Source organism: Winogradskyella sp. Asnod2-B02-A (genome assembly GCF_045063645.1).
Taxonomy (GTDB): Bacteria; Bacteroidota; Bacteroidia; order Flavobacteriales; family Flavobacteriaceae; genus Winogradskyella.
Genome location: NZ_JBEFOG010000025.1, coordinates 188,467 through 200,418, shown reverse-complemented (window position 1 = coordinate 200,418; position 11,952 = coordinate 188,467). Strand labels below are relative to the sequence as shown.

Sequence of the window (11,952 nt, the reverse complement as noted above, 5' to 3'; positions counted from 1 at the left end):
GAATCGCTAAGTTTTATTTTTCGGACTAAAGTAATTATAGGACTAATATACAAAGTGCCTTGGAAAACTATCTCAAAATAAATAAAAAAAGGAATTTATATTTTAAAATTAAGTAGAAAACAAACCTGAGCTATTTGTTATTCTTTGAACTTTTAAAGAATCACTTATTAAATTAATTATTTTTTTGACTGCGAAGCTTTCAATACAATATCTGTAAGTACTTCTACCTTTTTTTGCACTGCGTCTAAAGCATATTTATCCATTAAAATTTTTCTATTTTCGTGCATCTCGTCTGCCGTTAATTCTGCTTTTATACTTTTATCAGAAAATGATTTATTTTCGAAAATAGTCATCCCAATACTCTTATAATATGAGTAAGCCGGACTCTTTTTATTCAAATATATTTTAGCTCCTAAATAGCCTGCAATTATTATATTCCCAACTCCTTGTTGTCTAATGTGATTAAAGATAACTGTACCACAACTCAATAAAATTTCATTATACTTTTCTAAAGTCATATATGATTTTAGTGGTACAAAATTTTCACCTAATTCTTTTTTACCAATCTTTAATATATGATTAATGTAGTCTACATTACCACCATAACTTAAAGGCACATACACTTTTCTTTCACCTAAGTTTATCTTTCCTAGGTGCTTTAGTACATCAATATGATTGTTTGCAGGATCTGCAGAATTACCAACTAATATATGCTGCTGATTCAACACATTTTTATTTAAATTTTCGCCTAATAAATCTTCAATACATCCATATGTAAAAGGCGCATATTTAGCCTTAACATTCATTTTTTTAATAGTTTCATACTCATTAGGTAAAACAGGAACAACAATATTCATTTTCTGTATAACCCGATAATAATTAGTATTGAAATTATTATCTAAAACTTTTTGTATAAAACTTGGAAACCTTATGGATCCTTTTAATGATTTTAGATATAAAGAAAAAGTTATTTGATTAAATAAAAAAAGGTTTTTAAATTGTAAACTAAAAGGCACCTTTTCTAAGACTTTCTTTGTCTCTTTTGTATAATTCCTTTTCTTTAAAATCCCCCAAATATTGTATAAATCATATCCCCAAATAAACCACACTTTGGTTATTGCATCATTCAAATTATCCGCAATTTGAATTTTAAAATCATCTAAAGCGTGAAAAAACACGCCTTTGTTTTCACTGGTATTAATACGATCTGCAAATGCTAATAAATCCCTATTATTTTTTAAAACAACTGGTTGAACTAATGAAGACGTTACGTATTTAAAATCGGTATTTTTATTTGTAATTACAATGTAAACAGATTGTCCTGGTATGATTCTTTCTAATAATTTTATTGTAGGGTCAATAAATTTATCATCATTAAAAATATGTATGAATTTATTTTTAAGCATCAATATAAAATAACTTTAATACTATTAGTATAAAAACAAATCATTAAAAGAATACTGTAACCTATCTTTTAAGCTAGACAAAAGACTTCTCCAAACTTCTTTTTTTCTCATCACAAACTGAAAGAATTACTTGATAATTATGTTCCCCAAAAAACAATTTCAAATCTACATCTGAATTACCTCTTGGCTGAAAATCTTTATTTATAATATCACTAATATCGTTCTTTATAGGTAATTGTAGTTCACTACAAAGGTTATCTATAAACTTAATTTTATCTTTTTTAAAAGTATCATAATTAACAAACAATGAATTACTATTGTAGATATACTCATCTTGAGAATAAACTTTTAACCATAAATTTGCTAACTTCTCAATATATTTTGTGCCATCTCCAAATATATATCTCCAATTTACATTGACACTATCAATATCTATATCTACCTTATCACCAGGAATATCCAACCTGTTTAATATTGATCTAATGACATCATGAGGATCTCTGTAGATAAAGATATATTTTTCCAAATTAAAATAATCTTCTATAAAATTTATTAATTGAGAAGCCGAAGGTTCCTTGATTATTTGATTAGAAAAGTCATCAGGATTAGCATTAATGTGTTTAATAAAATCAAGTCTTCCATCTAGGATATCTTTAAAATAAGGATTCCACAACATTTCTGTATCCAAGGTAACAGAAAGTCCTGATCGATGGCTAAGTAAGCCTGCAATAGCTGTAGTACCAGATTTTTGCATCCCAAAAACCCAAATTGCATTTTTATTAGGTTTTTTCTTTTTTTTAAAAAGAACAGATCCTATTTTAAATATTCTTCTTTTTATTCTCTTTAATAATCTCATTATTATAGTTTGAATTCACCAGGTAAGATCGCAAAATTCCCAGGCCTATTTACTATTCCATCTGACCATAATTTACCAGGTAATACCTGCAACGTAGCAGCATTTTCAATCGTATCTAAATGGCTTTCTCGATTAGTCCCAATACCTGTTTGTACCCTCAAATCGTAAATCCCTGACCTAATAAATAAATTAGGAATTTCTAATGTTATTTCATTTTTATTAGAAAAATCAGACAGATTACTACCCATTTCATCACTCAAATAACTTAACACAATTTGTTCTTGGTCGTCTTTAAAGTTGATACCAATAAAAAAACGTTCAAAATCAATGTCTAAATTATTTTTTTCAAATGTCAGATTCACCTTTACATATTCTCCAGATATAACTTGATTGACACTCTTATTTTGCTTGTTTAAAAAATTAATATCAGTTAATCTAATTTTTCCATTTCCAGTTCTATCTGTCCGACTACTTAAAGCAATTGCATTTAAAACTTTCCCTTTACTTAGATAAAAATCAACAGCTTCCTCAGTATCTCCCTCAAAAACGGTTGTACCATTTTCTAATACAATAGCTCTTGTGCACAAACTTTTTACTGCTGCCATATTATGACTAACAAATAAGACTGTTCGCCCTTCTCCCTTACTAATATCTTGCATTTTCCCAATAGCCTTTTTCTGAAACTCTGCATCACCTACTGCTAAGACTTCATCAATCACTAAAATATCTGGTTCTAAATGTGCTGCAACGGCAAAGGCCAAACGGACTTTCATACCTGAGCTATATCTTTTAACTGGAGTATCTACATATCTAATACATCCTGAAAAATCAATAATCTCATCAATTTTACTGCTTATTTCGGCTTTGGTCATTCCTAAAATAGCACCATTTAAATAAATATTTTCTCTACCTGTCATTTCAGGATGAAAACCAGTACCTACTTCTAATAATGATGCAATTCGTCCTTTTGTTTTAATCTGACCAATCGTTGGTCCCGTTACTCTTGAGAGTATCTTTAACAATGTAGATTTTCCTGCACCATTTTTTCCAATGATACCTAATACCTCGCCTCGTTTGACTTCAAAATTAATATCCTTTATTGCCCAAACATAATCAGAGCTCCCCTTTTCACTTCTATCATTGGTTTCACCAATTTTTAAATATGGATCTTCTTTTCCTCTAATATTATTCCACCAACGATTAAGATCATGACTAATTGTACCTGTACCTACAAGTCCTAATCGGTATTGCTTACCTACATTTTCTACTTTTAATATTATATCCGAACTCATTATATGGTATCAATAAAGCTTTTTTCTGTTTTATTAAAAATAACTAATCCTATTAAAAATATCACACAACTAGCTATTGCTGTATATACTAATTTACTTATTTCTAAACTACTATCACCAAAAGAAATGGTTCTAAATGACTCAATAGTAATTGCTATAGGATTCCATTCAATAAGCCAATAATAATCTGGCAATTTATCCTTAAAATAAGACATTGGATAAATAACTGCGGATCCATACATTAATAACTGCACACCAAATTGAACTAAAAAGGTTAAATCTCTATATTTAGTAGTCATAGAGGAAATAATCATTCCGAACCCTAAGCCTAATAATGCCATAAAGAATATTAAAACAGGTAACAGCAGTAAACTAATTTGCGGAAAAACACCTGTTGCTTTATCAGTAAAACTGACATAATAAATATAAAAACCAACAAACACAAGCAGCTGAATTCCAAATTTTAGCAAGTTTGAAACCACAACAGACATTGGCATAATTACTCTAGGGAAATAAACCTTTCCGAAAATATTTTCGTTTTTCTTAAAAGTATCACTTGTACCAACTAAACATTCTTTAAAATAATTCCAAGATGTTATGCCTGCAAGATTAAACAGAAAATTAGGCACACCTTCTCCTGTTGGAATATCTGCCAAATTATTAAAAATTAATGTAAATATTAATGCCGTAAATAAAGGTTGAATTAAATACCAAAGTGGTCCAAGTACGGTTTGCTTGTATAATGTAACAATATCTCTTTTTACAAATAAAAAAAGTAAATCTCTATATTGCCAAATCTCTTTGAAATTAAAATCAATCAGTTTCTTTTTAGAAGAAATAACGTATAACCAATGCTCTTCAGCAGTTTTCAATTGAATAGTGTTTTATTGCGCTAATATAAGAAATGAAACAAAGGAATTAAACAATAATCCAATGCATTTTGGATAGTAATAATTTAATTATGCAATTAATTTTTCAAAATTCCCCAATACGCACCTTGTTGCTCAAATTTTGTGAGATAAATCCCTTTTAATTTTGTAATAATATTAGAATAGGACGAATAGATCACTATACAATTATCCTCTTGCCTATATTTAGTCATTGTTTCAAAATTAAATAATTCAGTTTTATTATTAAACACATCCACAAACACAGTATCCTTTTCACTTGTAAACTCACGACGCGTATATAAATTATCGGCTGAGCCATATGGCTTACGCATCTGTAATTTTTTTTCGATTAGCTTAGTGAAAATATAAGCATGATCTACATCTTGCAAAATATTACACTTATTTTCTAGTGCATATTTAACGGCCATTTCTCTCTCGTTATTATTGGTTTCAATAAACTGATACCAATCCGTTAGAAAAACTTTACCAAATCCGTATAATGGACGTGGCCCTTCTGGTGTTGGCATGGCCATACCAGATCCAAAATTTAATTTAACTTGTTTTATAGCAGTAGAGTTATCTGGATTAAAACTATTTAAATCATTAGAATTAGAATTTTTAATTTTCATTTCAAATCCTGGTCCCCAAGCCGAATTACTTTGTATTTGAAGTCCGAAAACCCAAGGTAAAAATACAGCAGAAACTATTATAGTTTTAAAAACCTTTCGTTTAATACTCAGGAAACCATAAAACTGTATAAACACTATAGGTACAAGTATACATATTAGATATTTATAAAACGGATAAATCCCTAATAAGAAATATGGTATTAATGCTATTAACAAAAGAGTTAAAGGCATATATCTTTTGTCTCTTAAACAATTAATGATTCCGAGTATAAAAAGCAATAAAAATACTGGAGTTATAAACGGAATAGCAGAAGCTGCCATTGCTAACAAAGAATAATCACTTTTTTCTAAATAACTTGATCCATATTTATATACATCAATAATATCAAAAATTGAATAACCTGAAATTTGAATAAATCCTACAACAGATATTATAAATAGCGGAAAAATTAAGAAGCTTTTCTTAAATTGATTAAGAATACTTAGACCTTTAGTATTGTTATTTATATCTAATAAATAAACTCCGAATAAAACAAATAAATAAAAACCATTATTCCACCTAAAACTAACTCCAAAACCAAATAGCAAAACAGAGAGCACCAAATATAAATAGCGCTTAGAATTTAGGTATTTATTAAAGAGCATATGTGCTAGTAAAATTAAAGCAAAAGAGATGTTAGCCGGATTTATTAATAAACTATTAAATAATATATCTGGTATAAAAAAAGGTAATAGAAATAAGAAATAAGTTAAATGCTCCTCATATTTAAGAAACTTATCCTTTAATAAATAAGCCAAAAAGAAAAGAACAAAAAAACCAGATAAAAAAGAAGCTGTCACACTTATATATCTCAAAGTTCCTTCATTTTGAGATGGCACTAAAGACAACATAGTATCGAGCATACTATGATAAGGAGAATAAACAGGCTGTAAATTTGAATCTCTACCTAACGTATGATGTAAAATAGTAGAAGCATCATCACCTTCTACATAATTAAAATTTAAAGCAGTTAATGCTAAAATAAAAAACAGAAGTATGTAAAAAAAATAAGCATATTTAACTTTCATAAAATGCCTTTATTTCAATTACTATTTCTTTTATAGTTTCATCATCTAACTCAAAAAACAAAGGTAATCTTAGTAATCGATCCGTAAACATATCACTATTATTTAAGACTCTATTATCATGTTTAGATTTATAAAATACGCTTTTATGCAAACTTAAATAATGAAATACAGCATGTATGTTTTTTGCTTTTAAGAATGAAATTAATTCTGAACGTTCTTTAAAAGAATTACATAACACAAAAAACAGATGTCCATTGTTAGAAGTCGTATTAGGCAATTTGGGTAATTTTATTTTTCCGTCTACCTCTAATGGTAATAATCCTTGATAATATTGATTCCAAATATTTTTCCGTCGAGATTGTATTTTTTCAATATTTTCTAATTGTGCCCATAAAAAAGCTGCAATAACTTCTGACGGTAAAAAGGAAGAACCTATATCTACCCATCCATACTTATCTACTTCTCCTCTAAAAAAAGCAGATCTATTAGTACCTTTTTCCCATATAATTTCAGCTCTATTAACAAATTGACTATCATTTATAGCCAACAAGCCTCCTTCACCAGAAATTATATTCTTTGTTTCATGAAAAGAAAACGTAGCTAAATGACCAATACTCCCTAAAGCCTTTCCTTTATAATAAGAATCTATAGCCTGCGCAGAATCTTCAACCACAAAAATATTGTTCTCCTTTGCCAAATGCATAATAGTATCCATTTCGCAAGCAACTCCACCATAATGAACAACAACTATGGCTTTAGTTTTTTTGGTTATTAACGCTTCAAGTTTTGTTTCGTCAATATTTGGATTATCGGATTTAGAATCTGCAAATACAATTTTTGCTCCTCGTAAAACAAATGCATTGGCTGTAGATACAAATGTATAAGAAGGCATAATAACTTCATCTCCTTCAGTAATATTTAATAAAATAGCACACATCTCTAAAGCATCTGTACAAGACGTGGTTAGTAATGCTTTTTTTATTTGAAATGTATCTTCAAAAAAGATTTGACATTTTTGCGTAAACATGCCATTCCCAGAAATCTTACCAGACGCAACGGCTTCTTCAATGTAAGTGGTTTCTTTTCCTGTGAGATAAGGTTTATTAAATGGAGTATATTTTTTAGTCATTTAAAGGAACAAATTTAGCTTTATCTGGCAATAAAAACTTCATGAAACTAACTTCGTCATCATTACCAGTTTTTGTGTACGTTCTATCTGATACATTAAAATATGAAATATTCAAATTATTTAAATCGACCTCTTCAGTATTTCTTATTATTTTAATATTGTCTGATTTTCCATTCCATTGTTTAATATAACTCATCATTTTATTAAACTTTTCGTCAACTGTAGTTTCATTAAATTGAAAGCCTATTTTATCCGAAATTGATTTGGCTGGAGAACCTGCATAAATTTCGTTGAAATTCATGTCTTTTGTAACAACAGAGCCTACTAAAGCCATAGATTTATCTTGTGCTACAATTGGAGAGACAATGCAATGACCAACAAACCAAACGTCATTTCCAATTATCATTTCTTTTTCAGACAGAAATCTACAGCCCTCTAAAGTATCACCAAATTTTACATGACTCCAGATTTGAGAATGTGCACCAATACCACAATTATTGCCTATTGTTGTCCCTCCTATCGAATCTATAATTGTGTATTGTCCAATCCATGCATTATGACCAATTTTACAAGGCAAATATCCATGAACATTTGTATGATGTTGAATTTTAGAATAATCGCCAAGCGAAAAATCATCACAGATAATCTGAACATGTTCACCTATATAACAATTATCACCAATAACAATTTTTTTTGCCTTTCCATTTATTCCTGTAATTTTTGCAGAAGGTTCAATTATTGTATTTTTTCCAACAACTATTTGTTCTGAATTTATATTATTATACGTCATGTTTAATAATTTTATCAATTATAAATGGATCTCTATTTTTTGATTGGTCAAATATTTTACCAATATAAATTCCTACCACACCTACTATTGTAATATTAATACCTGATAAAAACCAAATTGAAACAATTAACGAGCTATAGCCTAACACCGTTATCTTACCATTAAAATAAGCGTAGATTGTATAAAGACCAAAAAATATTGAAATGAGAGATATAATTAATCCTAATTTAACAACAAGTTTTAAAGGTTTATTAGAAAACGAAATTATGGTATTGAAGGCTAATTTTAAAAGTTTAGAAATTGTATATGATGATTTTCCAGATTCTCTTTCCGCATGCTCTACTTCAATAGCTGTAGATTTAAACCCAACCCAACTTACAAAAAGTGGAAACGATTTTATATAATCGTTCATATTTAAAACCGATTTTATTACTTTAGAATTATATATTCCAAAATTAGCTACTGAATTATCATAATTAGTATCTGTAAGGTAACCATAGATAATTGAAAATAGTTTTGAGCTTAATCGCTTTAAAAAATTATCTTTTCGTTGGGTTCTTTTGGCTAAAACAATATCAAAACCTTCTAAGGCTTTCTCATATAATTTTTCTACTTCTTTTGGTTGGTCTTGTAAGTCGCAATCTAAAACCACAATCCACTCTGCTTCGGCTTGAGACAATCCAGCCAAAATAGCAGGATGCTGACCAAAATTTTTACTTAATCTTATCCCTTTTACATGTGAATGAGTCGTTGATAGTTTTTCAATTACTTCCCAACTATTATCGGAGCTTCTATCGTCAACCAAAACAACCTCGTAGGCCTCACCAATAACTAACATTACTTTATCTATCTCGATAACTAATTTTTCGAGAATAAATTCAGCCATATAGACTGGTACAACAAATGAAATTTTTGTTTTTGCTACTTGCATATAAAAATTTAGCTACATCATTTATGATTAATAAAATGATGTAGCTAAAATACATTTTTTACTCGAAGTAAGTAAACTAGAACTGATTCAAAATTTAATTAAAATAATCCCAAGTAATCTTTAAACCTTCTCTTACGGTATATTTTGGTTTATAACCTAATAGATTTTGTGCTTTAGAAATATCTGCTAAAGAATCTCTAACATCACCTTGTCTATTTGGTCCGTAAATGGCCTTTAATTCAGAGTTTGCAGCAATACGCAATGACTCCCACAAATAATTTATAGTAATACGCTCACCACAAGCCACATTAAAGACTTCATTCTTCGCTTCTTTAGAAGCAAAAAAGCCTTTTACATTGGCTTGAACCACATTGTCTATAAAGGTAAAATCTCTTGTTTGCTCACCATCACCATTAATTTTTGAAGGCTCATTATCTTTAAGCGCTTGCATAAATAATGGAATTACGGCTGCATAGGCACCACTAGGACTTTGTTTAGGTCCAAATACGTTGAAATAACGCAATCCAATAACATCAGTATCATAAGTAGTACCAAATACATCAGCATATAATTCGTTGACATATTTTGTAACCGCGTAAGGAGATAAAGGTTTCCCTATGGTGTCTTCTACTTTTGGTAATGCTTTACTATCTCCGTAAGTTGAACTAGACGCTGCATAAACCATACGTTTTACCGTTGGGCTATCCTTTAATGCAATCATCATATTTAAAAATCCAGAAATATTAACTTCGTTAGTTGTTGCCGGATCATTTATAGAACGAGGCACAGAACCTAAAGCTGCTTGATGAGACACATAATCAATGCCGTCCATCGCTTTTTTACAAGTCTCTAAATCTCTAATATCACCTTCTAAAAGTTCGAAGGCTGGATTATCCATAAATTCAGCTAAATTTTCGCGATGACCATTAGAAAAGTTATCTAAAATTCTTACTTTTTTAGCATTATACTTTAGTAAGTATTCTGTTAGATTAGAGCCAATAAAGCCTCCACCACCTGTAATTAGAAAACTTAACTCAGATAGATCTACTGTGTGATGTGGGTTTGAATACATTATAATCTTGCATCTACGGTGTCTAAAGGAAGTAATGATTTTACATCAAAAACAACACCTGTTTGTGATTTTAATTTAGTGATATCTAATTTTAAGAATTCATTGTGTGAAACAGCTAAAATAACAGCATCATAATCTGAACTTAAATCTCCAAAATCACTAATTAAGTCTAATTTATATTCGTGCTTTACTTCTTCTTTTGAAGCCCATGGATCGTAAACATCTACATTTACATGGTACGTTTCTAATTCTTCAATAATATCAATAACTCTAGAGTTTCTAATATCTGGACAGTTTTCTTTAAATGTGATTCCTAAAACTAAAGCTTTTGATCCTTTTATGGTAGCTCCTTTTTTAATCATCATTTTAACAGTTTCAGTAGCTACGTAGCTTCCCATACTGTCATTCATCTTACGACCAGCTAAAATAATTTCTGGATTATACCCAGATTCTATCGCTTTTTGAGCTAAATAATAAGGATCTACTCCTATACAATGACCACCAACTAAACCTGGCGAGAATTTTAAGAAGTTCCATTTGGTACCTGCAGCTTCTAAAACGTCTTTAGTATCAATATCTAATAATCTAAATATTTTAGATAATTCATTAACAAAAGCAATATTAATATCACGTTGCGAATTCTCAATAACTTTTGCCGCTTCTGCTACTTTTATAGAAGGTGCTAAATGCGTACCTGCTGTAATGACTTTTAAATATAAGTCGTTAACCTTTTTAGCTATTTCTGGTGTAGAACCAGAAGTTACTTTTAAAATTTTTGTTACAGTATGTTGTTTATCACCTGGATTAATTCGTTCTGGAGAGTAACCTGCAAAAAAGTCTTTATTATATGTAAATCCAGAAACTTCTGCTAAAATAGGCACACAAATATCTTCTGTTGCACCAGGATATACTGTAGATTCGTATATAACAATATCATTTTTAGACATCGCACGACCTACAGTTTCACTCGCTTTTATTAAAGGAGTAAACACAGGCTTGTTTAGAGCATCTGTTGGTGTAGGAACTGTAATAATATAAATATTAGTAGTTGCTAATGCTTCTACATTATCTGTAATATATAACCCTGTACTTGCATTTAAGTCTGTTGTTAAAACCGATTTTAAATTATCGTTTTCAACTTCTAATGTTTTGTCAAGGCCTGTATTTAATTCACTGATTCGTTGCTTGTTAATATCGAAACCAACTACAAAGAATTTCTTTGCAAATTCTACAGCAAGGGGCAAACCGACATAACCTAATCCTATGATTGCAATTTTATCTTCTGAATGTGTCATTTGTTTAAAGTAGATTTTAAAATGAGTGTCAAATCTAAGTAAAAACTATAATTCAGAACGTAATTTTTATTGATTTTTACTTTATCTACCCAAATAATCATTCTATTGTAGTGAACTGGGTCTTTTTGTCGTTCTAATACACGCTCTTCATTTCTATATTTTAGGGTAGCCGGACCAGTAATTCCAGGTTTCACCTTCAAAATAATTCTATCCTCTCCTTTTAATTCATCTGCAAAACCCTGCAAATCAGGTCTCGGACCAACAAAACTCATATCTCCAACGAGCACATTAACTAATTGAGGCAATTCATTTAGTTTAGATCTCCTTAAATATTTCCCTATCGTTGTAGCTCGCTCCTCTAAATCCCGTTGATGGTTTTCTGTATCCTTTAAAGTTCTGATCTTATATATTTTAAAGAGCTTTCCATGCTGGCCTACTCGGTATTGAGAATATATACCATATTTTTTGGTATCTATAGTTGCTATAATAATCAGTAAAACTATAGGGATCAAAAATATAGGCAGAATGAGTAATACTAAAACCACATCAAACACACGTTTTACTTGGAGCTGCGTTTTAGTAATCAAAATATAA

General features: G+C 29.7%; 11 protein-coding genes. All 11 read right to left on the bottom strand.

Annotated elements, in window-relative coordinates; all coding sequences use genetic code 11:
* Nucleotides 1–176: 176 nt before the first annotated feature.
* Nucleotides 177–1,406 (bottom strand): TDP-N-acetylfucosamine:lipid II N-acetylfucosaminyltransferase, encoded by a 1,230-nt coding sequence (locus ACJJVO_RS01800; RefSeq protein ID WP_405569728.1) that lies wholly within the window; start codon nucleotides 1,404–1,406, stop codon nucleotides 177–179.
* A gap of 73 nt (nucleotides 1,407–1,479) precedes the next feature.
* Nucleotides 1,480–2,262 (bottom strand): sulfotransferase domain-containing protein, encoded by a 783-nt coding sequence (locus tag ACJJVO_RS01795; protein WP_405569727.1) that lies wholly within the window; start codon nucleotides 2,260–2,262, stop codon nucleotides 1,480–1,482.
* Nucleotides 2,263–2,264: 2 nt separating this feature from the next.
* The gene (locus tag ACJJVO_RS01790; protein WP_405569724.1) at nucleotides 2,265–3,554 is read right to left on the bottom strand and encodes an ABC transporter ATP-binding protein; all 1,290 of its coding nucleotides are present in this window, start codon (nucleotides 3,552–3,554) and stop codon (nucleotides 2,265–2,267) included.
* The gene (locus tag ACJJVO_RS01785; RefSeq protein WP_405569721.1) at nucleotides 3,554–4,426 is read right to left on the bottom strand and encodes an ABC transporter permease; all 873 of its coding nucleotides are present in this window, start codon (nucleotides 4,424–4,426) and stop codon (nucleotides 3,554–3,556) included. Before ACJJVO_RS01785 ends, ACJJVO_RS01790 begins: the two co-directional genes overlap by 1 nt.
* 95 nt (nucleotides 4,427–4,521) lie before the next feature.
* Nucleotides 4,522–6,141, bottom strand: a complete 1,620-nt coding sequence (locus ACJJVO_RS01780; protein WP_405569718.1) for a hypothetical protein — start codon at nucleotides 6,139–6,141, stop codon at nucleotides 4,522–4,524.
* On the bottom strand, nucleotides 6,131–7,270 hold the full coding sequence (gene rffA / locus ACJJVO_RS01775; protein WP_405569717.1) for a dTDP-4-amino-4,6-dideoxygalactose transaminase: 1,140 nt from the start codon (nucleotides 7,268–7,270) through the stop codon (nucleotides 6,131–6,133). Before rffA ends, ACJJVO_RS01780 begins: the two co-directional genes overlap by 11 nt.
* Nucleotides 7,263–8,060, bottom strand: coding sequence for a hypothetical protein (locus ACJJVO_RS01770; RefSeq protein WP_405569714.1), 798 nt, complete (start codon nucleotides 8,058–8,060; stop codon nucleotides 7,263–7,265). Before ACJJVO_RS01770 ends, rffA begins: the two co-directional genes overlap by 8 nt.
* Nucleotides 8,050–8,991, bottom strand: a complete 942-nt coding sequence (locus ACJJVO_RS01765; RefSeq protein ID WP_405569711.1) for a glycosyltransferase family 2 protein — start codon at nucleotides 8,989–8,991, stop codon at nucleotides 8,050–8,052. Before ACJJVO_RS01765 ends, ACJJVO_RS01770 begins: the two co-directional genes overlap by 11 nt.
* Before the next feature lie 94 nt (nucleotides 8,992–9,085).
* Nucleotides 9,086–10,063 (bottom strand): SDR family oxidoreductase, encoded by a 978-nt coding sequence (locus ACJJVO_RS01760; protein ID WP_405569708.1) that lies wholly within the window; start codon nucleotides 10,061–10,063, stop codon nucleotides 9,086–9,088.
* Nucleotides 10,063–11,358, bottom strand: coding sequence for a nucleotide sugar dehydrogenase (locus tag ACJJVO_RS01755; RefSeq protein ID WP_405569706.1), 1,296 nt, complete (start codon nucleotides 11,356–11,358; stop codon nucleotides 10,063–10,065). The genes ACJJVO_RS01760 and ACJJVO_RS01755 overlap by 1 nt, the downstream gene beginning before the upstream one ends.
* Complete coding sequence (locus ACJJVO_RS01750; protein ID WP_405569703.1) at nucleotides 11,355–11,945, bottom strand: sugar transferase; 591 nt, start codon at nucleotides 11,943–11,945, stop codon at nucleotides 11,355–11,357. The genes ACJJVO_RS01755 and ACJJVO_RS01750 overlap by 4 nt, the downstream gene beginning before the upstream one ends.
* Nucleotides 11,946–11,952 lie beyond the last annotated feature (7 nt).

Bases quoted from the DNA above. Each gene is read 5' to 3' on its own strand.
- ACJJVO_RS01800 (WP_405569728.1), bottom strand. From the start codon at position 1,406: ATGCTTAAAAATAAATTCATACATATTTTTAATGATGATAAATTTATT.
- ACJJVO_RS01770 (WP_405569714.1), bottom strand. From the start codon at position 8,060: ATGACGTATAATAATATAAATTCAGAACAAATAGTTGTTGGAAAAAAT.
- ACJJVO_RS01760 (WP_405569708.1), bottom strand. From the start codon at position 10,063: ATGTATTCAAACCCACATCACACAGTAGATCTATCTGAGTTAAGTTTT.
- ACJJVO_RS01755 (WP_405569706.1), bottom strand. From the start codon at position 11,358: ATGACACATTCAGAAGATAAAATTGCAATCATAGGATTAGGTTATGTC.
- ACJJVO_RS01780 (WP_405569718.1), bottom strand. From the start codon at position 6,141: ATGAAAGTTAAATATGCTTATTTTTTTTACATACTTCTGTTTTTTATT.
- ACJJVO_RS01790 (WP_405569724.1), bottom strand. From the start codon at position 3,554: ATGAGTTCGGATATAATATTAAAAGTAGAAAATGTAGGTAAGCAATAC.
- rffA (WP_405569717.1), bottom strand. From the start codon at position 7,270: ATGACTAAAAAATATACTCCATTTAATAAACCTTATCTCACAGGAAAA.
- ACJJVO_RS01795 (WP_405569727.1), bottom strand. From the start codon at position 2,262: ATGAGATTATTAAAGAGAATAAAAAGAAGAATATTTAAAATAGGATCT.
- ACJJVO_RS01765 (WP_405569711.1), bottom strand. From the start codon at position 8,991: ATGCAAGTAGCAAAAACAAAAATTTCATTTGTTGTACCAGTCTATATG.